General features: G+C 70.0%; 20 protein-coding genes. 10 read left to right on the top strand and 10 right to left on the bottom strand.

The window, feature by feature from the left end:
- Positions 1-78: 78 nt before the first annotated feature.
- From AB3X07_RS08945 to AB3X07_RS08935, 3 genes are read right to left on the bottom strand one after another with little or no spacing between them, the layout of a single operon-like run.
- Positions 79-588 (bottom strand): GNAT family N-acetyltransferase, encoded by a 510-nt coding sequence (locus AB3X07_RS08945; RefSeq protein WP_369944127.1) that lies wholly within the window; start codon positions 586-588, stop codon positions 79-81.
- A gap of 31 nt (positions 589-619) precedes the next feature.
- Positions 620-1,147, bottom strand: a complete 528-nt coding sequence (locus AB3X07_RS08940; RefSeq protein ID WP_369944125.1) for an alpha/beta fold hydrolase — start codon at positions 1,145-1,147, stop codon at positions 620-622.
- On the bottom strand, positions 1,144-1,635 hold the full coding sequence (locus tag AB3X07_RS08935) for an MOSC domain-containing protein (protein ID WP_369944124.1): 492 nt from the start codon (positions 1,633-1,635) through the stop codon (positions 1,144-1,146). The genes AB3X07_RS08940 and AB3X07_RS08935 overlap by 4 nt, the downstream gene beginning before the upstream one ends.
- A gap of 22 nt (positions 1,636-1,657) precedes the next feature.
- Here AB3X07_RS08935 and AB3X07_RS08930 point away from each other — a divergent pair, with 22 nt between their 5' ends.
- Positions 1,658-2,251: an N-acetylmuramoyl-L-alanine amidase gene (locus AB3X07_RS08930; protein WP_369944123.1), complete on the top strand. Its 594-nt coding sequence runs from the start codon at positions 1,658-1,660 to the stop codon at positions 2,249-2,251.
- A 187-nt stretch (positions 2,252-2,438) separates the two neighbouring features.
- Here the strand turns inward: AB3X07_RS08930 and AB3X07_RS08925 are convergent, their stop codons facing one another.
- The 4 genes from AB3X07_RS08925 to AB3X07_RS08910 form a co-directional block, all read right to left on the bottom strand.
- Positions 2,439-3,386: a DUF1684 domain-containing protein gene (locus AB3X07_RS08925; protein ID WP_369944699.1), complete on the bottom strand. Its 948-nt coding sequence runs from the start codon at positions 3,384-3,386 to the stop codon at positions 2,439-2,441.
- A gap of 61 nt (positions 3,387-3,447) precedes the next feature.
- Positions 3,448-4,335 (bottom strand): sulfurtransferase, encoded by an 888-nt coding sequence (locus AB3X07_RS08920; RefSeq protein WP_369944121.1) that lies wholly within the window; start codon positions 4,333-4,335, stop codon positions 3,448-3,450.
- Positions 4,332-5,132, bottom strand: coding sequence for an NUDIX hydrolase (locus tag AB3X07_RS08915; RefSeq protein ID WP_369944119.1), 801 nt, complete (start codon positions 5,130-5,132; stop codon positions 4,332-4,334). The genes AB3X07_RS08920 and AB3X07_RS08915 overlap by 4 nt, the downstream gene beginning before the upstream one ends.
- 114 nt (positions 5,133-5,246) lie before the next feature.
- A complete protein-coding gene (locus AB3X07_RS08910; protein WP_369944117.1) occupies positions 5,247-5,948 on the bottom strand; it encodes an FKBP-type peptidyl-prolyl cis-trans isomerase N-terminal domain-containing protein in 702 nt (233 codons plus the stop codon).
- Positions 5,949-6,109: 161 nt separating this feature from the next.
- Between AB3X07_RS08910 and AB3X07_RS08905 the strand changes: the two genes are divergently transcribed.
- From AB3X07_RS08905 to AB3X07_RS08890, 4 genes are all read left to right on the top strand, one after another.
- The gene (locus AB3X07_RS08905; RefSeq protein ID WP_369944115.1) at positions 6,110-6,892 is read left to right on the top strand and encodes an enoyl-CoA hydratase-related protein; all 783 of its coding nucleotides are present in this window, start codon (positions 6,110-6,112) and stop codon (positions 6,890-6,892) included.
- Positions 6,893-6,905: 13 nt separating this feature from the next.
- Complete coding sequence (locus AB3X07_RS08900; RefSeq protein ID WP_369944114.1) at positions 6,906-7,271, top strand: hypothetical protein; 366 nt, start codon at positions 6,906-6,908, stop codon at positions 7,269-7,271.
- Complete coding sequence (gene nth / locus AB3X07_RS08895) at positions 7,268-7,942, top strand: endonuclease III (protein ID WP_369944112.1); 675 nt, start codon at positions 7,268-7,270, stop codon at positions 7,940-7,942. Before AB3X07_RS08900 ends, nth begins: the two co-directional genes overlap by 4 nt.
- Positions 7,943-8,646: 704 nt before the next feature.
- The gene (locus AB3X07_RS08890) at positions 8,647-9,615 is read left to right on the top strand and encodes an IS110 family transposase (RefSeq protein WP_369944110.1); all 969 of its coding nucleotides are present in this window, start codon (positions 8,647-8,649) and stop codon (positions 9,613-9,615) included.
- A gap of 172 nt (positions 9,616-9,787) precedes the next feature.
- On the opposite strand, the gene AB3X07_RS08885 is transcribed toward AB3X07_RS08890, so the two are convergent.
- The 3 genes from AB3X07_RS08885 to AB3X07_RS08875 all read right to left on the bottom strand — a co-directional run bounded on the left by AB3X07_RS08885 (position 9,788) and on the right by AB3X07_RS08875 (position 12,579).
- Positions 9,788-11,359 (bottom strand): SulP family inorganic anion transporter, encoded by a 1,572-nt coding sequence (locus AB3X07_RS08885; RefSeq protein WP_369944109.1) that lies wholly within the window; start codon positions 11,357-11,359, stop codon positions 9,788-9,790.
- Positions 11,360-11,370: 11 nt separating this feature from the next.
- Entirely contained in the window at positions 11,371-12,060 is a 690-nt protein-coding gene (locus AB3X07_RS08880; RefSeq protein ID WP_369944108.1) for a carbonic anhydrase, read from the bottom strand.
- A gap of 183 nt (positions 12,061-12,243) precedes the next feature.
- Positions 12,244-12,579: a hypothetical protein gene (locus AB3X07_RS08875; protein ID WP_369944106.1), complete on the bottom strand. Its 336-nt coding sequence runs from the start codon at positions 12,577-12,579 to the stop codon at positions 12,244-12,246.
- A gap of 287 nt (positions 12,580-12,866) precedes the next feature.
- Here AB3X07_RS08875 and AB3X07_RS08870 point away from each other — a divergent pair, with 287 nt between their 5' ends.
- The 5 genes from AB3X07_RS08870 to pstA all read left to right on the top strand — a co-directional run bounded on the left by AB3X07_RS08870 (position 12,867) and on the right by pstA (position 18,895).
- On the top strand, positions 12,867-14,117 hold the full coding sequence (locus AB3X07_RS08870; RefSeq protein ID WP_369944104.1) for an OprO/OprP family phosphate-selective porin: 1,251 nt from the start codon (positions 12,867-12,869) through the stop codon (positions 14,115-14,117).
- Positions 14,118-14,279: 162 nt separating this feature from the next.
- A complete protein-coding gene (gene pstS, locus AB3X07_RS08865; RefSeq protein WP_369944103.1) occupies positions 14,280-15,299 on the top strand; it encodes a phosphate ABC transporter substrate-binding protein PstS in 1,020 nt (339 codons plus the stop codon).
- A 415-nt stretch (positions 15,300-15,714) separates the two neighbouring features.
- Positions 15,715-16,815: a phosphate ABC transporter substrate-binding protein PstS gene (pstS, locus tag AB3X07_RS08860; protein WP_369944102.1), complete on the top strand. Its 1,101-nt coding sequence runs from the start codon at positions 15,715-15,717 to the stop codon at positions 16,813-16,815.
- 239 nt (positions 16,816-17,054) lie between these two features.
- Positions 17,055-18,029, top strand: coding sequence for a phosphate ABC transporter permease subunit PstC (gene pstC, locus AB3X07_RS08855; protein WP_369944100.1), 975 nt, complete (start codon positions 17,055-17,057; stop codon positions 18,027-18,029).
- A complete protein-coding gene (gene pstA / locus AB3X07_RS08850; protein ID WP_369944098.1) occupies positions 18,029-18,895 on the top strand; it encodes a phosphate ABC transporter permease PstA in 867 nt (288 codons plus the stop codon). The genes pstC and pstA overlap by 1 nt, the downstream gene beginning before the upstream one ends.
- Positions 18,896-18,905 lie beyond the last annotated feature (10 nt).

Here is an 18,905-nt window from a genome sequence, read left to right as displayed (position 1 = left end):
CGGCGGAATCCTCGAAGGGGAACGCGGAAGGATGCTAGCGCATCAAGCCCATGGCGCGCAGCGCCGCATGGCGGCGGCTCAGGGAGCGGACAGGAAAGCCGGGTGGTACTCCACCTCGGCCATCGGCGGCAGGCGATCGCCGAAGGTCAGCGCCTGGAAGGCTTCCGTCGGCGCGCCCGGCAGGGTCAGCCCCGGCTCCTGGCGGAAACCGAAGCGCGCGTAGTACGCCGGTTCGCCCAGCACCACGCAGCCGGCCGCGCCCAGCGCCTGCAATTGCGCCAACGCCTCGCGCACCAGTTGCGCGCCCAGGCCCTGGCGCTGGTGGCCCGGGCCCACCGACAGCGGCCCCAGGCCATACCAGCCGCGGCTGCCGTCGGACAGGCGCACCGGCGACACCGCGACGTGGCCGACCACGTAGCCGTCGTGCTCGATCACCAGCGACAGGGTCAGCGCCCCGTCCGCGCGCAGCCGTTCGATGATCTGCTGTTCGTCGTGGCGACTGTGCGCGACGCGGAAGAACGCGACCAGGGTCAGCGCTTCGATCGCGGCGTGGTCGGCCACGGTTTCGGCCCGCAGATTCATTGCCATCGGCGTGTCCCCGCCGCGCGGCGCGTGCACCTCACAGCGTCTCCAGCAAGTCGGCGAAGGCCCGCGCCGAGGTCTCGACGTGGGCGCCGAGCCGGTGCGTGTCGTCGACCAGCAGCAAGCGCGCCGCACGCGCCTGCGCCCAGGCGATGACCTCCGCGGCGGGAATCAATTCGTCGTGCCAGGCGTGCACGACCGAGATCGGCACGGGCGCGGCGTCCAGCGCCGGCATCCAGCCCATCCGCGTCGGCGGCACCATCAGGAACAGGCCGCGCACCGGCACGTGCAGCGACACCTGCGCGGCGATGTAGGCGCCCAGGCTGGAACCGGCCAGCACCACCGGCCCGCGTTGCGCGGCGTCCTGCGCCAACGCCAGCAGACGCTGCAGGCGCGCCGGCACGTCGCCGAGCTGGCTGACCTCGCGGCGCGCGTCCAGGTCGGTGAAATCCGGGCGTTCGTGGCTCCAGCCCAGGCGCTGGGCGACCTCGGCCAGCGCCGCGACCTTGATCGCGTCCGGGCCGCTCTCGAAGCCGTGGGCGAGGATGCAGTGGCCGCGGCTCACAGCGCCACCACCGCGTCGCCGCGGCGCAGCGTGCCGCCATGCACGATGCGCGCGCACAGGCCGCCATGGCCACGCATCGCGTTGTAGCCGCCGGGGCCGAGCGCGTCCTCCATGCGCGAGCATGGATCGCAGGGCGCGAGGCCTTCCAGTTCGACCTCGCCGACGCGGAAGCGGCGCCCCTTCAGCGCGACCAACGGGATCCCGGAGACGACCACGTTGCGCCGCAGGAGCGCCGGCGCCAGCGTCGCGTGCCCGGCCAGCGCCGCGATCGCGGGCAGGTGTTCGGCCTGGATCAGGGTCACGCCGCGCTTGCCGTTGCCGCCGGCATAGCGATCGCCGAACAGGCCGCCGCCGGCATGCGCGACGGCCTGCTCCACCTCGAGCATCGCCACGTCGCGCGCCGGGCGCAGGCCGATCCAGTCCACGCGACCGGCGCGCGGCAAGGTGGCGAGCAGCGTCGCCAGGGGACTCTCGGGATTCAGCGTCATCGGTGAATGCTAGCATCCGCGCATGCCGCCGACCCCGCCGTTGCCGATCCACGATGCACCCCTGCCCTATGTCGAACGGCTGCAGCCGCGTTCCCTGGACGCGATCACGCTGGCGGTGATCCACTGCACCGAACTGCCCGACCTGGCCAGCGCGCGCGCCTACGGCGAACGCGTGCTGTATCCGTCGGGCACCGGCAACAGCGGCCACTTCTACATCGACCGCGACGGCAGCGTGCACCGCTACGTGCCGCTGCAGCGGGTGGCGCACCACGTGCGCGGCTACAACCCGCAGTCGCTGGGCATCGAGCTGGTCAACCGCGGGCGCTATCCGCACTGGCTGGATTCGCGCCACCAGGCGATGGACGAACCCTATCCACCGGCGCAGATCCAGGCGCTGATCGGCCTGCTGCGGGAGTTGCAGACGCAGTTGCCGCAGTTGCGCCACATCGCCGGCCACGACGCGCTGGACCGCAGTGACGAACCGGCCAGCGACGATCCGGCGCTGCGGGTGCAGCGCAAGCGCGATCCCGGCCCGCGCTTTCCGTGGCCGCAGGTGCTGGCGGCGGTGCCGCTGGCGCCGTATGTGCCACCGGCGGATGCACGCGCTGACGGCTGACGCCGGCGCTACGACGGTCCGCTCGCCAGGGCGATCGCACGTACGCGCCTGTAGGAGCGGCTTCAGCCGCGACATTTTGCTGGCATCAAGCCATTCTGTGGTTTCGTCGACCGGTCGCGGCTGAAGCCGCTCCTACAGGATGCCTGCGCCACGCCATCGCGGATCGCGGCGCGAGACGGTGCGGCGCTCAGTGCGGACCGATGTAATTCTTCTCGCCCGCGGTCACCGCCAGTTCCAGCCGGTTGCCGACCGGCGCCAACGGGCACACCACATGCGCGGTGAACGCGCACGGCGGGTTCTGCGCAAGATTGAAGTCCAGCACGATGCGCTCGCCCTGCGTCGGCGCGACGAACAGGTAGCGCGCGCCGCCATAGCTCTCGCGCCCGCTGGTGCGATCGGTGAAGGGGAAGAACAGGCGCTTGCCGCCGTCGTCGTACATCGCCTGCAAGCGGTAGCGGCGGCCATCCAGGGTGAACTCCGCGGTGCCCGCCAGTGCCAGCGGTTGCGGCGTGCCGATCGAGGTGAGCAGCACCACCTTGCGCGGCATCGGCGTCGGATGCCACTGCGCCACCACGCGCCAGCGCGGGTCGATCGGGAAGTAATCGATGCCGCGGAAGTCGCCGCGCGCCGGCGCGTGCGGGTCGCGGAAGCGCCAGCCGAACAGGTTGCCGGTGCGCACCACGTAGAACTCCTGCTCGCCCAACGCCAGCCGCGTTTCGCCGCCATGCGCCGTATCGGTATCGAGGCGGCCGGCGCCGAACGGCCGTCCGTGCGCGCGCAGCGCCACGCCCGCGGCGGCCTCGAAGAACACGTTGCCCGCCGGGTCCACGCGCAGGCTGCCCAGGTGCGCCGGCCCGGCCGGCAGTTGCACATCGTTGTCAGCGGCGCTGCCGACCCGGTGCTCGCCGCTGCGCAAGCGGCCGGAGCCGGTGTAGCTGAGCCAGCCGGTCGGGGCGCGTAACAGCGCCACGCGTTCCGCGCGCCGCTGTTCCACCGCCGCGCGGTACTGCGCGCCGGATTGCGACGCCGGCGAGGCGTCGGCGCCCGCCGCGGACGGGCGCCCGCCGCAGCCCCCCACGCCCAGCGCCAGCGCCAGCGCCCATAGCCCGCGCCGACGCAGCGGCGCCACCGCCATGCCCGCCACGCTGCGTGGAAGCGCGCGCCACGCCGGCACGCCTGCTGTCCCCCGCATGGGCCTAGCCGCGGGCGCGCGGCCGCGACGGATCGGCGATCCAGCCGCTCCACGATCCGGCATAGACCCGCGCGCCATGCAGCCCGGCGTGCTCCATCGCCAACAGCAGGTGGCAGGCGGTGACGCCCGACCCGCACATCAGCACCACCTCGCGCGGATCGCGCCCGTGCAGCAGCGGCTCCAGCTCCGCGCGCAGTTCCTGCGGCGGACGCAGGCGGCCATCGCGCAGGTTCTGGCCCAGCGGCCGGTTGAGCGCGCCGGGCACGTGCCCGGCCACCGCATCGATCGGCTCGACCTCGCCGCGGAAGCGCTCGCCGGCGCGCGCATCCAGCAGCCAGCCTGGCGCCTCGTGCAGGCGCGCGGCGACGTCCTCGGCAGCGGCGATGCGGCCGGCGTCGAACCGGCCCGGGTACGGCGGTTGCGGCGACGGCGTGGCCGCGGCATCGGTTTCCGGCAAGCCGAGCCGGCGCCACTCGGCCAGGCCACCGTCGAGCACGGCGACGCGGCGATGCCCCAGCAGGCCCAGCATCCACCACAGCCGCGCCGCGGCCATGCTGCCGTCGCCGGCGTCGTAGACCACCACCTGGGTGTGCGGCGCGATGCCCCAACGCCCCAGCGTGCGCGCGAAGGCGTCGGCGTCGGGCAAGGGATGCCGGCCCAGGCCGGGGCGGCTCAGGTCGGAAAGATCCTCATTGAGGTCGGCGTACACCGCGCCGGGCAGGTGCGATTGCGCATAGGCCTGGCGCGCGGCCTGCGCCGCCTGCGGATCGGCGAGCGCGGCGGCGGCGAACCGCGCATCCACGAGGCGCAGGTCCGGGTGGTCCAACGCGGCCGCCAGGGTCGGCGCATCGACCAGGCACGGCCAATCGGGAAGAACGCTGCTGTCGCTCATGCCGTTTGCTCCAATCGTTGCCGCAGGTTGAGCAGGATCGCCGCCGTCGCGCCCCAGATCCGCTGCCCCGGCCAGCCGTATTCCAGCACCGTGCGGCGCCGCCCGCGGTAGTCGGTCTCGATGCTGCGCATGTTGTCCGGCGCCATCAGATAGGCCAGCGGCACTTCGAATACGTCCGCCACCTCGCCCGGATGCGGCTGCGGCACGAAGCGCGGATCGATCGCCGCCACCACCGGCATCACCCGGAACCCGCTGATGGTCACGAACGGATCCAGATACCCCAGCGGCTCGGCCTGCGACGCCGCCAGCGCGATTTCCTCTTCGCTCTCGCGCAGCGCGGCGGCCACCGCGTCGGCATCGTCGGCCTCGACGCGGCCACCGGGAAAACTGACCTGGCCGCCGTGGTGGCGCAGGCCGTCGGTGCGCCGGGTCAGCAGCACGGCGGTGCCGTCGGCGCGCGGCAGCAGCCCGACCAGCACCGCCGCTTCGGCCAGCGCGCCGTCGGGCAGCAGGTCGTGCAATTCGTGATGGTTCCAGCTCGGACCGGCGGGCGGCCGCTGCAGCGGATGCAGCGCGCGCAACAGCCGTGCACGCTCGACCAGGCGCTGGCCCGGCGACGGCGACCAACCGCGCGCCGGCAGCACGTCGTGCATGTAGTGCTGGCGCTCGGCGTCGCTCATGCCGCGCCAGCGCGCGATCTCGTCGCCGCTGCGCAGGCAGCCCGCGCAGTAGCCGCGCGCGTCGAGCGCGCAGATGCCGATGCAGGGCGTGAGCAACGCATGGGGGACGGGATCCATCGGATTCGACACCTCGCCAGCCTAGCGCGAATCGCCGGCGGCGGCACTTTTTTCGCCACAAAAAAATGCGCCGGCGTTGCCACCGGCGCATTCGTCATGCACTGGACGGCGCGCCTACTTGACGCTGACCAGCTTGATCTCGAACTGCACCGCCACGTTCGGCGGGAACGGCGTGCGCGGGTCGGCGCCGTAGGCCTTGTCCGGCGGCAGGGTCACTTCCCACTTGGAGCCGGCCGGCATCTGCAGCAGCGTGTCGCGCATGGCCTGCATCTCGACTTCGCTGACCTTGATCGCCGGAATCTGCTGCGCCGGACGCGCCTGCGCCGGGCGCTGGCCGAACGGATACGGACCGGCCACTTCCAGCTGCACGGTGCTGGCCTGGGTCGGCTTGGCGCCCTTGCCGGCTTCGATCACGCGGTACTGCACGCCGCTGGGCAGCGTCTGCACGCCGGCCTTGGCCTTGTTCTGGGCGATGAACTGGTCGCTCTTGGTCTTGTTCTCGGCGGCGGCCTTCTCGTACTCGGCCTTGGCCTGCTGGGCACGGCCCTGCTCGCGCTTCTGGAACGCTTCGACGGCCGGCTTCAGCTGGTCGGCGGCGACCGCCGGCTGCTTCTTGGCGTAGGCGTCCTGCAAGCCCTTCACCACCGCATTGATGTCGAGCTGCTCGCCGCGGGCGGACAGTTCGGCGAGGTTGTTGCCGTAGTCGTAACCGAAGTAATAGCTCAGCTTGCCCTTCTCGGACGTGGTGTCCTGGGCGAACGCATTGCCGCTCAGGGCGAGGGCCGCGACGGCGACCGCAATAGAACGCAACTTCATCAAACAATTCTCCAGGGTGGTGGCACAGGACGGCCTGTGCCGCCTGAGATGACGCGTTAGGATAGCCGCCGCGGCGCCCGACCGCTACCGACGGGACGCAGGTCTGACCGGCCGGCGCGCCCGGAGTTCCCTTCACTCTTTTTTTACAATCAGGAATGGTCATGTCCGCCGCGCAGGTCGTCACCGCTACCCAGGATGCGATCCGCATCGTCACCGTGAACCGCCCCGACAAGCTCAACGCCTTGAATCGGCAGGTATTGCAGGACCTGGACGCGGCCTTCGCCGAGGCCGAGGCGGACCCGGCGATCCGCGTGGTGGTGCTGACCGGCGCCGGCGAGAAAGCCTTCGTGGCCGGGGCCGACATCGCCGAGATGAACGAACTCGCACCGGTCCAGGGCCGCGACTTCTCCCAGCTCGGGCAGCGGCTGATGCGCCGGATCGAGCGCATGCCCAAGCCGGTGCTGGCGATGGTCAACGGCTTCGCCCTCGGCGGCGGGCTGGAACTGGCGATGGCCTGCCACCTGCGCGTGGCCGCCGACAGCGCCCGCTTCGGCCAGCCGGAAATCAACCTGGGGCTGCTCCCCGGTTTCGGCGGCACGCAGCGCCTGCCACGGCTGGTCGGCCGCGCCGCGGCGCTGGAACTGTGCCTGCTCGGCGCACCGATCGACGCGGCGCGCGCGCTGCAACTGGGCCTGGTCACGCGCGTGGTGGCGGCCGCCGACCTGCGCGAGGCCACGCTGCAACTGGCGCGGCAACTGGCCGGCGCCGCGCCCCTGGCGCTGCGCGGGATCCTGGACGCAATCCAGGTCGGCGGCGAATCGGCGATCGAACAGGGCCTGGAGTACGAGACCGCGCAGTTCGGCCTGCTGTTCTCCAGCGAGGACATGCGCGAAGGCACCCGCGCCTTCCTGGAGCGGCGCGCGCCGCAGTTCCGCAACCGCTGAGCCGCCGCCGCCGATGCCTGTTCCGCCCCTCCCTGCCTCGCCGTTGCAGTTGCTGCGCTGGGTACTCGACGACGACCTCGATGCGGCGATCGACGGCGGCCTGATGGACTACGTCGGCAGCGCCGACGACGACCGTCTGGATCCGGTGTATCCGCACCTGCGCGCGCAGTTGCTGGCCACGCAGCAGCGCTTGCGCGCGGCCTGGGCCGCGCGCGAACGCTACCGCGCGCGCGCCGCGCGCCTGGCGCGCCGGGCCGCCGCGCGCGCGCGCCGCGCGCCGCCCGCGCACGCGCCCACCGCGACACCGGCGTTGCCGCCCGCGGCGGCGGCGATCCTGGCGCGAGCCAAGGCCAAGGCCGCCGCGCGGGGCGCGCCATGAGCGCGCGCGCCACGGCGCCGCGACGCGGCCCCACGCTGAGCAAGGCCGAGATCCACGAACTGTTCGCGCGCCTGTCCGAACTCAATCCGCATCCGACCACCGAGCTCGAATACAGCACCCCGTTCGAACTGCTGATCGCGGTGATCCTGTCGGCGCAGGCCACCGACGTCGGGGTCAACAAGGCGACCCGCCGTCTGTACCCGGTGGCGAACACGCCGGCGGCGATCCTGGCGCTGGGCGAGGACCGGCTGAAGCGCTACATCTCCACCATCGGCCTGTTCAACGCCAAGGCCAAGAACGTCATCGCCACCTGCCGCATCCTGGTCGAACAGCACGGCAGCGAGGTGCCGCGTGCGCGCGAAGCGCTGGAGGCGCTGCCCGGGGTCGGCCGCAAGACCGCCAACGTGGTGCTCAACACCGCCTTCGGCGAGCCGACCATGGCGGTGGACACGCACATCTTCCGTGTCGCCAACCGGACCGGGCTGGCGCCTGGCAAGGACGTGCGCGCGGTCGAGGACGCCTTGCTCAGGCGCGTGCCCGCGCAGTTCCTGCACGACGCGCACCACTGGCTGATCCTGCACGGCCGCTACGTGTGCAAGGCACGCAAGCCCGACTGCCCGCAGTGCGCGATCCGCGACCTGTGCCGGTACAAGGACAAGACACCAGGCTGAAACCGCTCCAAGCGCGTCATCGGATCGCCGACCGAATGCACTGTAGGAGCGGCTTCAGCCGCGACGCTGTCCGAAGCCGGAAACTACACCGCTGCGCTCGTCGCGGTTGAAACCGCTCCTACAAAAAATTCGGGTCGCCAGCCGGATGCACGGTGGGATGGGCTTCAGCCTCGACAGCTTCCGAAGCCTGGATGCTCGTCGCGACTGAAGTCGCTCCCACAACGGCACTGCGATGACTGCCGGGTGCACTGTAGGAGCGGCTTCAGCCGCGACGCTGTCCGAAGCCGGGAACTCCACAGCTGCGCTCGTCGCGGTTGAAACCGCTCCTACAAAAAATTCGGGTTGGCGGCCGGATGCACGGTGGAATGGGCTTCAGCCTCGACAGCTTCCGAAGCCTGGATGCTCGTCGCGACTGAAGTCGCTCCCACAACGGCACTGCGATGACTGCCGGGTGCACTGTAGGAGCGGCTTCAGCCGCGACGCTGTCCGAAGTCGGAAACTGCACCGCTGCGCTCGTCGCGGTTGAAACCGCTTGTGTCAAAAGAGGGTCTATCGTTGAAGGTGAGAGCGGGGTGCGGCAGGCCGTTAAGCCGCAGTGCCAAGCGAGCACGAGTAGGAGTCAGCGCCGCCGCACCCCGGTTCTCCTGCCTGACAAGCCCGAACAGTTGCCTGAGCCGGGAGCTCGAACATCACAAGCCTGGGCATTGGCAGGAGCGCTCTCGACCCTAAGTCTACTGCGGAGAACGTCTATGCGGCGCTTTGTCGGGATCGATGTTGCCAAGGCCGAACTGGTCATTCATGTGCTGCCGGACGGACTGGCCTGGACCCAGCCCAACACGGCACAAGGGCGGAGTGAACTGGTCCAGCGTCTGGCGAGGCTGGAGTGCGAACGGATCGTGCTGGAAGCCAGCGGTGGCTACGAACATGAGGTGCTGCGGACGTTGCGCCAGGCCGACTTGCCGGCGGTGCGGATGTGCGCGCAGCGCCCGCGTGCGCTGGCCAAGGCGCTGGGCATCAAGGCCAAGACCGATGCCCTGGACGCGCGCCTGTTGGCTGTTGCCGCCCAAGCCATTGCGGCCACCCCGACGGACGTGTTGCCCGAGCACCTGCAGCACCTGCGCGAACTGCTGGATCTGCGCAACGCCCTGGTCGGCCAGCACGACGCCCTCCGGCGGCGTTTGGAGCACATCACCAGCCCGGAGGTGCGGCGCCACTGCCAGGAAGCGATCGACCTGCTGAAGCGGCAGAGCGATGCGCTGAAGCGAGACCTCCAGCAGCGGGCCGACGCATGTTCGACCCTGCCCAAAGTGCCGGGGCTGGGGCCCATCCTGCGCGCCACCCTGGCCGCACGTCTGCCGGAACTGGGAACGCTGCCGCCGCGCAAGCTGGCTGCCCTGGTCAGGCTGGCACCGTTCAATCACGACAGCGGCCGCTGGCAAGGCCAGCGCCGCATCAAAGGCGGGCGCAGCGACGTGCGCCGCGCGCTGTACATGGCCACCTGGGCCAGCATCCGCGCCAAATCCCCCTTGGCCCAAACCTATGCGCGCCTGCAAGCGGCCGGCAAACCGGCCAAGGTCGCCATCGTCGCCTGCATGCACAAGTACCTGCGCTGGCTCAACGCCATTGCCCGCGATCAGGGCCCTTACACGCCTCCCGCCATCGCTGCTGCATGACAGTTGACTCCTACAAAAATTCGGGTCGCCGGCCGGTTGCACTGTGGGAGGGACTTCAGCCCCGACAGCTTCCGAAGCCTGGATTCCCACCGCTGCGTTCGTCGCGACTGAAGTCGCTCCCACAGCGACTGCGGACACGCCCGGGTGGCCGCTTGCAGACAACGCGACCAGCCTACGCCGCGCGCTGCCCCTCCACGCGCCGGTCCAGTTCCTTCCAATCCACCACCAGCGCGCAACCGCGGGCGGCGGCGTTGCGGCTCCAGTCGCGCAGCAGTTCCAGGCAGGCATGGTCGAGATGATGCAGCCGCGCCACGTCCAGGTGCAGTTCGGTGTTGGGCGGCAAGCGTTCCAGGGTCCGCGCCATGGTCGGCACGCGCAGGAAGGTGGCCGACCCCTCCAGCGACAGGCGCAGCTTGCCCGCCCCTGCCGCGGCGGCGCCGGCCGCGTCCTCGTGCGCATGCACACCCACTTTCAGCCGCGACTGCTGCAGCGCCAGCCGCAGCAGCGACAGCGCAAAGCCGATCAGCACGCCGGTCAGCAGGTCGGTGGCGACAATGGCGAAGGTGGTGGCCAGGTAGATCGCCGCGGTGCCGCGGCCGTAGGCGGCCAGGTCGCGCACCTGCCCCAGCTTGACCATCTTCAACCCGGTATGGACCAGGATGCCGGCCAGGCACGCCACCGGGGTCATCCGCAGCAGCCACGGCAGCAGCAGCGCGAACACCAGCAGCCAGCCGCCGTGCAGGATGGTCGAGGCGCGGGTGGCGGCGCCGGCCTGCACGTTGGCCGCGCTGCGCACGATCACCCCGGTCATCGGCAAGGCGCCGAGGAAGCCGCACAGCATGTTGCCCACGCCCTGCGCGGCGAGTTCGCGGTCGTAGCGGGTGCGCGGGCCGGTGTGCATGCGGTCCACCGCCGCGGCCGACAGCAAGGTCTCGGCGCTGGCGATGAAGGCGAAGGTGAAGGCCGACAGCAGCAGCGTCGCGTCGAACACGCCGAGCATCTGCGCCAGGGTCGGGATCTGGATCGCGGAGAGCAGGTTGGCCGGCACGTCGACCTTGCGCACGTCCAACTCCTGCCACTGCACCAGCGCGGTCATCGCCACCACCGCCAGCAGCGCGCCGGGCACGAAGCGCAGCCGCTGCGGGCGCAGCCGCTCCCAGGCCAGCATGATCGCGATGGTGCCCAGCCCGACCAGCAGCGCGGCGCGGCCGATGCCGTCGTCCAGCGCGCGCCACAGCGTCGCCGGCAACGCGGCGAAGTTCTCCAGCCCGCGCGCCTTCGGCACCGCATCCATCAGCACGTGCGCCTGCGAGGCGACGATCAGGATGCCGATGCCCGACAGCATGCCGGCGACCACCGCCGGCGAGGTCATGCGGAACCACACCCCGGCCCGGCACAGCCCGGCGACCAGTTGGATCGCGCCGGCCAGCAGGATCACCGGGCCCAGCGCGGCCGCGCCGTGCTGGCGCACCAGTTCGAACACCAGCACCGCCAAGCCGGCGGCCGGGCCGCTGACCTGCAGCGGCGAGCCGGCGATCAGCCCGACCACCAGGCCGCCGACGATGCCGGTGATCAGCCCGGCGGCCGGCGGCATGCCCGAGGCGATGGCGATGCCCATGCACAGCGGCAGCGCGACCAGGAACACCACCACCGAGGCCAGCAGGTCGCGGCCGAACGCGCCGTTGCGCAGGTAGCCGGCGAGCGCGGAAGCGCCGGCGAACGCGGGGTCCGTCATGGTTCGCATGCTCGTCTCCTTCAGACCGCGACGTTGCGCAGCGGCGGCGCCAGCCGCGGTCGCGGGGTGGCTTCGGGAGGACGCCGGCCGTCTTCCGGCAACAGCGGCGCGAAGCGCCCGTGCTCGGCGTCGAAGGCGCGGATCTCGCCGTGGGCGATGTCGTAGATCCAGCCATGCAGACGCAGCGCGCCGCGCGCCAACCGCGCCGCCACCACCGGCTGGGTACGCAGGTGGTCCAGTTGCGCCACCACGTTCTCCTCGGTCAGGCAATGCAGCGCGTCCTCCGGATGCCCGGCGCGATCGTGTTGCGCGGCGACCTGGCGTGCGCTGTCGGTGTGCTTGAGCCAGGCGGCCACGTTGGGCACGTCCTGCAGCGCATCCGGGTTGAGCACCGCCTTCATCGCGCCACAGTCGGTATGCCCGCACACCACGATGTGCTTCACCTGCAGCACCGCCACCGCGTATTCGATCGCCGCGACCACGCCGCTGACGTGCTGCGAGTACGGCGGCACCACGTTGCCGATGTTGCGGTACACGAACAATTCGCCCGGCTGCGCGGCGAACATCAACTCCGGCATCACCCGCGAATCGGCGCAGGTGATGAACAGGGTATGCGGGGTCTGGCCGCCGGCCAGTTGCCGGAACAGGCCGCGCTGGCGCGGGAAGACCTCTTTGCGGAAATGGCGGAAGCCATCGAGCAGACTTTGCATGGGGGAAACCTCGGGACAAGGGAAAGGCGTCGCCGCGGCGGATGCCGCAGAACGAGAAGGAAAGACGCAACGTGGAGGCCGCACTGGCGGCGGCGCGCCATCGCATCCGCGCCGGGTGCGGACACTGAGGGCACGGGATCGAACGCGACGCGGTCGTGGGCCGGGCGCGCTCGGATCAGCGACTCAGGCGCTGGGAGGTCGCAAGCGCGGCTGCGGGCGGGTGCCGTGACCATGCCGCGGCGTCGGCTGCGGCCAGGCCGGTGCAACGCGCGCCGGCCACCAGGGCACGGCCGGCAGCACCGGCGTGTCGTCGTAGGCCTGATCGGCGAGGCTGCGCGAGTCGGCATGCGTATTAGCCGCCTGCGGATCCGCCGCCGCAGCCGCCGCGCTGCTTTCGGACAGCGCCGGCGGCAACCCCACCGCCGCTTCTGTCGAACGCAACGTCGCGAGCAGCAGCAGCGACGCGAGCAACGACAGCGCGGCGAGCATCGACATCCGTTTGCGGGCATGCGAGTTCATGACTCCACGCTACCCAGCGTGTGCGGCAGCGACAAGTGTTGCAGCGCACAAAAGAGCCAATCGGCGGCGCGATGGCGAGACGATGCCGCGCTTTGTGATCCGCGTCGTGCGCTATTGCGCATGCCGCGTTTCATCTGCGCGCCATCGGACCGCAACATGCCGCGCGTCCAATGGCGCAGACGCCACGGTGTCGGGCGATCGCCCGCGTCGGGCATGTCCGCCAAGTGTCATATTTACGCAATCTTCACACCTTAGCCTGCGCGCATCTTTCACCGCCCAGGCAACCCATGAAACTGTCCCGCACCCTCCTCTCGGCAGCCGTGCTCACCGCGATGATCGCGCCCGCCGCCCACGCCGAGATCGCCATCGACGTGATCGGCGGTTCGGAAATCTCCTTCGAAGGCCTGGTCCAGGCCGACGGCAACTGGTACGACAACGACGTCCAGGATCTGAACGGCGGCACCGGCAACAACGGCAAGAACTCCGAGTTCGGCATCCGCCGCGCCGAGCTGGTCGCCAAGGGCAAGGGCCCGGGCAACTTCGAGTGGGTCCTGGGCTACGACGCCAGCACCCTGCGCGAGGCGTCCAACAACGGCACCACCGTGCGCAGCACCGGCAAGTTCCTGGACACCAACATCAAGTACAAGTTCGGCGGCAACGCCAACAACTTCCTGCAGATCGGCCAGTACAAGCAGCCCAACAGTCTGGAAGAGCTGTCCAGCACCAAGAACAACGACTTCATTTCCAAGGCCTCGGTCACCAACACCTACGCGGTGTCGCGTCGGCTCGGCGCCGCGCTCGGCTACGGCGACAACAACTGGAGCGTGGTCGGCAGCGTGTTCGGCCGCGAGCTGACCCGCAACCTGGCGCATGGCAGCGGCTACGGCGTGCGCGGCACCTTCGCGCCGATCAACGAGTCCGGCAACATCCTGCACTTCGGCCTGAGCTACGTGAACTACGACACCGACGCCGACACGCTGCGCCTGCGCGCGCGTCCGGACGCCGACCTGGCCTCGGTGCGCCTGGTCGACAGCGGCAACCTGACCAACACCGACCGCATCGGCGTGATCGGCGGCGAGGCGATGTGGGTCACCGGCCCGTTCAAGGCGCAGGGCGAGTACTACAGCGCCAAGGTCGAGCGCTACGGCGCCAGCGACAACTACAGCAACGACGGCTGGTACGTGAGCGGCGTGTGGAACGTCACCGGCGAGACATGGGGCTACAAGGCCGGCGTGCCGACCACCCCGCTGCCGAACGAGCCGGCCAGCGGCATGTGGCAGCTGGGCGTGCGCTACGACAGCATCGACCTCAACGACGGCAGCCTGGTCGCGCGTCCGGTCGGCGCGCCGCTGGTCGATGGCGTGCTCGGCGGCAAGATGAGCACCTGGACGGTCGGCGCCAACTGGTACTGGCGTTCGAACTTCAAGCTGGCGCTGAACTACGTCATGGTCGACAGCAGCAAGTACAGCAGCGCGGTGCGCGGCAACGTCAGCGACAAGCCGAACATCCTCGAAGCGCGCGCGCAGTTCTACTGGTAATCGCCGCGGCCCGGCGCAGCGCGCGGCGCAGGCCGCGCCTGCACCGGCGCCACGCGCCATCGCGTCATGTTTCCGTCATGTAGCAGCCCCGGCACCGTCATGGAACGGTTATGTAATGACCGTCTGCGGCGCCCCGCCTACCACCCTCCAGGAGCTCTCTCCGTGATCCTCTCGCTCAAATCCCGCGTCGCGGCCGCCGCCGTCGCCGCGTCGTTCGTGTTCGCCGCCAACGCCGCCGATGTCACCGGCGCCGGCGCGTCCTTCATCTACCCGGTCATGTCCAAGTGGTCGGCCGACTACAACGCCGCCACCGGCAAGAAGGTGAACTACCAGTCGATCGGCTCGGGCGGCGGCATCGCCCAGATCAAGGCGGCCACGGTCGACTTCGGTTCGTCCGACGCCCCGCTCAAGCCCGACGATCTGGCCGCCTCCGGCCTGGCCCAGTTCCCGTCGGTGATCGGCGGCGTGGTGCCGGTGGTCAATGTGCAGGGCGTCGCCCCGGGCGCGCTGAAGCTGGACGGCAAGACCCTGGCCGACATCTTCCTGGGCAAGGTCAAGACCTGGAACGATCCGGCGATCGTCGCCCTCAACCCGGGCGTGAAGCTGCCCGACGGCAAGATCACCGTGGTGCACCGTTCCGACGGTTCGGGCACCAGCTTCAACTTCACCAACTACCTGTCCAAGGTCAATCCGGAGTGGAAGAGCAAGGTCGGCGAAGGCACCGCGGTGCAGTGGCCGGTCGGCATCGGCGGCAAGGGCAACGAAGGCGTGGCCGCCTACGTCAAGCAGATCAAGGGCGGCATCGGCTACGTCGAACTGTCCTACGCGCTGCAGAACAAGATGTCCTACACCGCGATGAAGAACGCGGCCGGCAAGTTCGTGCAGCCCAGCGACGAGAGCTTCGCCGCCGCGGCCGCCAGCGCCGACTGGGCCAGCGCCAAGGATTTCTACCTGGTGATGACCAACGCCCCGGGCGAGGCCTCCTGGCCGATCACCGCGACCAACTTCATCCTGGTCCACAAGCAGCCGAAGAACCCGGTCAGCGCCAAGGCCACCAAGGACTTCTTCAAGTGGGTGTACGCCAATGGCGACGCGCAGGCCAAGCAGCTGGACTACGTGCCGCTGCCGGACGCGCTGGTCAAGCAGATCGACGCCTACTGGAGCGCCAACCTGAAGTACTGATCGGCCCTCTCCCCGATCGCTACCCGGACGCGGGCCCCTCACGGGGCCCGCGTTTTTTGTCCTTCTCCACGGGCTCGGCCCGGGCACCATTGCCCTCCTCCATCCGGAGGAACCCTGCGTGTTTCGGGCGGACCAAGGGTCGATGCAGGACGCGTGGCGTGCCTGGCGAGGACGCGCCGCAGTCCAGCGTGGCGTCGCCGCGTAGCCACGGGGGGCGAGCACGAGCGCGGCGATTTCGCCCATCGACGCATGCATCCCCTCGCTCCCGCACTCGCCTCTGCTTTCTAAGCGAAGCGCTTGTTTTTCTTGATCAAATTCACGCACGGGCAGCCCCGTCATGAGGCTGTAACAAAAACATCATTTCATAGCCTGCATCCGCCGGACCATCCGGCCCTCTTCGCTACGGAGTGACCCCATGAAACTGCAGCCGGCGCGCTTTGCCGTCCTGTCCCTGGCCCTCGCCTTCGCCGTCACCGCCTGCCAGCCGGGCAATGGCGACAAGCCGCAGGGAGGCGCCGACGCAGCCAACGGCGCACCCGCGGCCGCCCCGGCCGACGGCGCCAAGACCGCCGCGGAGATCTCCGGCGCCGGCGCGTCCTTCATCTACCCGCTGATCTCCAAGTGGTCGGCCGACTACCACACGGCCACCGGCAACAAGATCAACTACCAGTCGATCGGCTCCGGCGGCGGCATCGCCCAGATCAAGGCCGGCACGGTCGATTTCGGCTCCTCCGACAAGCCGCTGGACAGCGCCGAGCTGGCCGCCGCCGGCCTCGGCCAGTTCCCCTCGGCGATTGGGGGGGTGGTGCCGGTGGTCAACCTGGAAGGCATGGATGCGGGCAAGCTGAAGCTGACCGGCACGGTGCTGGCCGACATCTTCCTCGGCAAGGTCACCACCTGGAACGATCCGGCGATCGTCGCGCTCAACCCCGGCACCACGCTCCCCAGCACCAAGATCAACCTGGTGCACCGTTCCGACGGCTCGGGCACCAGCTTCAACTTCACCAACTACCTGTCCAAGGTCAGCCCGGAGTGGAAGAACAAGGTCGGCGAAGGCACCTCGGTGCAGTGGCCGGGCGGCGTCGGCGGCAAGGGCAACGAAGGCGTGGCCTCGTACGTGCAGCAGATCAAGGGCTCGATCGGCTACGTCGAGCTGGCCTACGCGCTGCAGAACAAAATGCCCTACGCCTCGATGCAGAACGCCGCCGGCAACTGGGTGCAGCCCAACGCCGAGAGCTTCGCCGCGGCCGCCGCGTCGGCCGACTGGGCCAACGCCAAGGACTTCAACCTGGTCATCACCAACGCCGCCGGCGCGCAGGCGTGGCCGATCACCGCGACCAACTTCATGCTGATGCACAAGCAGGCCAAGGACCCGGCGCGCAGCAAGGCGACCCTGGAGTTCTTCAAGTGGGCGTTCGAGAAGGGCCAGGCGCAGGCCAACGACCTGCACTACGTGCCGCTGCCGCCGGAACTGGTGCAGCAGATCGAGGCGTACTGGGCCAAGGAATTCAAGTAAGCGCGACACCGCTTCCGCCCTCCCCCGGCGGAAGCACGCGCGCGCACGCGGGAGGCGTCGCGCGCGCATCGGCACCGGCGCGCGCCACGCAGCGCCGGTGCCGCATCGGACTCACGTAATCCGGACTTTCGGGTTCCCGCCTGCGCGGGAGCGACGCAGCCCCACCCACCGCGCGCGGCCACCCCCGCCGCGGCCACGATCGGATCGCGCCGCCGCGCGCTCCGGCACACACCGAGCCCATGAACGCCACCGTCATTCCCGAAGCGATCACCGCGCCCCGCGGACGCGATCTGCGCGACGCCCGTGCCGACCGTCTGTTCCGCTGGCTGCTCACCGCCACCGTCGTGTTCGTCCTCGTCGCCCTGGCCAGCGCGGCGCTGTCGATGCTGTGGGGCGGCCGCCACGCCCTGCAGATGCAGGGCCTGAGCTTCTTCTACTCCAGCGAATGGAATCCGGTCGAGAACAAGTACGGCGCGCTGGCGCCGATCTACGGCACCCTGGTCACCGCGCTGATCGCGATGCTGATCGCGGTGCCGGTGAGTTACGGCATCGCCTTCTTCCTCACCGAGGTGTCGCCGCGCTGGCTGCGCGGCCCGGTCGGGACCGCGATCGAGCTGCTGGCCGGCATTCCCTCGATCATCTACGGCATGTGGGGCCTGTTCGTGCTGGTGCCGGTGATGACCGAATACGGCACGCCGTGGCTCAACGACCATCTCGGCACGCTGCCGCTGATCGGCCCGATGTTCCAGGGCCCGCCGCTGGGCATCGGCCTGCTCACCGCCGGCTTCGTGCTGGCGATCATGGTGATCCCGTTCATCTCCTCGGTGATGCGCGAGGTGTTCCTAACCGTGCCGACCAGGCTCAAGGAGTCGGCCTACGCGCTGGGCTCCACGCGCTGGGAAGTGAGCTGGGACATCGTGCTGCCCTACACCCGCTCGGCGGTGATCGGCGGCATCTTCCTGGGTCTGGGCCGTGCGCTCGGCGAGACCATGGCGGTGGCCTTCGTGGTCGGCAACACGGTGCGGCTGTCGCCGTCGCTGCTGGAGCCGGGCACCACCATCGCCGCCCTGATCGCCAACGACTTCGGCGAAGCCACCGAGACCTACCGCTCGGCGCTGCTGCTGCTCGGCTTCGTCCTGTTCATCGTCACCTTCATCGTGCTGGCGATCGCCCGCCTGATGCTGGCGCAACTGGCGCGCAGGGAGGGCAACTGATGGCCGCCGACATCGCCGATCGCCTGTACAACCGCCGCCGCGTGGTCAACGTGTTCGCGCTACTGCTGTCCTGTCTCACCGCGCTGTTCGGACTGGTGTTCCTGGGCTGGATCCTGTGGACCCTGGTGGCCAAGGGCATCTCCGGCATCGACGTGGACCTGTTCACCCGCATGACCCCGCCGCCCGGCGAGGAAGGCGGCCTGGCCAACGCGTTCTTCGGCAGCGCGGTGATGTGCGGCCTGGCGCTGCTGATCGGCACCCCGCTGGGCGTGGCCGCCGGCACCTGGCTGGCCGAGTTCGGCAACGCGCGCAAGACCGGCCAGGTGGTGCGCTTCGTCAACGACATCCTGCTGTCGGCGCCGTCGATCGTGCTCGGCCTGTTCGTCTACACCCTGTACGTGATGCAGACCGGCGGACGCTTCTCGGCCATGGCCGGCGCGCTGTCGCTGGCCTTCATCGTGCTGCCGGTGGTGGTGCGCACCACCGACGAGATGCTGCGCCTGGTGCCGGCGCAGATGCGCGAGGCGGCGCTGTCGCTGGGCATTCCGCAGTGGAAGGTGACGATCCAGGTGCTGTACCGCAGCGCCTCGGCCGGCATCGTCACCGGCGTGCTGCTGGCGCTGGCGCGGATCAGCGGCGAGACCGCGCCGTTGCTGTTCACCGCGTTCGGCAACCAGTACTGGAACAACAACATCATGCAGCCGATGGCCAGCGTCCCGGTGGTGATGAACTCCTTCGCCGGCAGCCCCTACCCCACCTGGCAGCAATTGGCCTGGTCGGGCGCCCTGGTGCTGACCGTGTTCGTGCTGCTGGTCAGCCTCGGCGCGCGCGCCATCCTGCGCCGCTACAAGACATCCAACGATTGAGTCCCCTATG

The organism is Xanthomonas sp. DAR 35659, assembly GCF_041242975.1.
GTDB lineage: Bacteria > Pseudomonadota > Gammaproteobacteria > Xanthomonadales > Xanthomonadaceae > Xanthomonas_A > Xanthomonas_A medicagonis.
The sequence above is the reverse complement of the archived record's forward strand: the minus strand, read 5'-3'. Positions and strand labels throughout refer to the sequence as shown.

What these genes read in the sequence shown, in the direction of transcription:
- AB3X07_RS08945 (WP_369944127.1), bottom strand. Translation starts at nt 588, where the DNA reads ATGGCAATGAATCTGCGGGCCGAAACCGTGGCCGACCACGCCGCGATC.
- AB3X07_RS08935 (WP_369944124.1), bottom strand. Translation starts at nt 1,635, where the DNA reads ATGACGCTGAATCCCGAGAGTCCCCTGGCGACGCTGCTCGCCACCTTG.
- AB3X07_RS08930 (WP_369944123.1), top strand. Translation starts at nt 1,658, where the DNA reads ATGCCGCCGACCCCGCCGTTGCCGATCCACGATGCACCCCTGCCCTAT.
- AB3X07_RS08925 (WP_369944699.1), bottom strand. Translation starts at nt 3,386, where the DNA reads ATGGCGGTGGCGCCGCTGCGTCGGCGCGGGCTATGGGCGCTGGCGCTG.
- AB3X07_RS08920 (WP_369944121.1), bottom strand. Translation starts at nt 4,335, where the DNA reads ATGAGCGACAGCAGCGTTCTTCCCGATTGGCCGTGCCTGGTCGATGCG.
- AB3X07_RS08915 (WP_369944119.1), bottom strand. Translation starts at nt 5,132, where the DNA reads ATGGATCCCGTCCCCCATGCGTTGCTCACGCCCTGCATCGGCATCTGC.
- AB3X07_RS08910 (WP_369944117.1), bottom strand. Translation starts at nt 5,948, where the DNA reads ATGAAGTTGCGTTCTATTGCGGTCGCCGTCGCGGCCCTCGCCCTGAGC.
- AB3X07_RS08905 (WP_369944115.1), top strand. Translation starts at nt 6,110, where the DNA reads ATGTCCGCCGCGCAGGTCGTCACCGCTACCCAGGATGCGATCCGCATC.
- AB3X07_RS08900 (WP_369944114.1), top strand. Translation starts at nt 6,906, where the DNA reads ATGCCTGTTCCGCCCCTCCCTGCCTCGCCGTTGCAGTTGCTGCGCTGG.
- nth (WP_369944112.1), top strand. Translation starts at nt 7,268, where the DNA reads ATGAGCGCGCGCGCCACGGCGCCGCGACGCGGCCCCACGCTGAGCAAG.
- AB3X07_RS08885 (WP_369944109.1), bottom strand. Translation starts at nt 11,359, where the DNA reads ATGCGAACCATGACGGACCCCGCGTTCGCCGGCGCTTCCGCGCTCGCC.
- AB3X07_RS08880 (WP_369944108.1), bottom strand. Translation starts at nt 12,060, where the DNA reads ATGCAAAGTCTGCTCGATGGCTTCCGCCATTTCCGCAAAGAGGTCTTC.
- AB3X07_RS08875 (WP_369944106.1), bottom strand. Translation starts at nt 12,579, where the DNA reads ATGAACTCGCATGCCCGCAAACGGATGTCGATGCTCGCCGCGCTGTCG.
- AB3X07_RS08870 (WP_369944104.1), top strand. Translation starts at nt 12,867, where the DNA reads ATGAAACTGTCCCGCACCCTCCTCTCGGCAGCCGTGCTCACCGCGATG.
- pstS (WP_369944102.1), top strand. Translation starts at nt 15,715, where the DNA reads ATGAAACTGCAGCCGGCGCGCTTTGCCGTCCTGTCCCTGGCCCTCGCC.
- pstC (WP_369944100.1), top strand. Translation starts at nt 17,055, where the DNA reads ATGAACGCCACCGTCATTCCCGAAGCGATCACCGCGCCCCGCGGACGC.
- pstA (WP_369944098.1), top strand. Translation starts at nt 18,029, where the DNA reads ATGGCCGCCGACATCGCCGATCGCCTGTACAACCGCCGCCGCGTGGTC.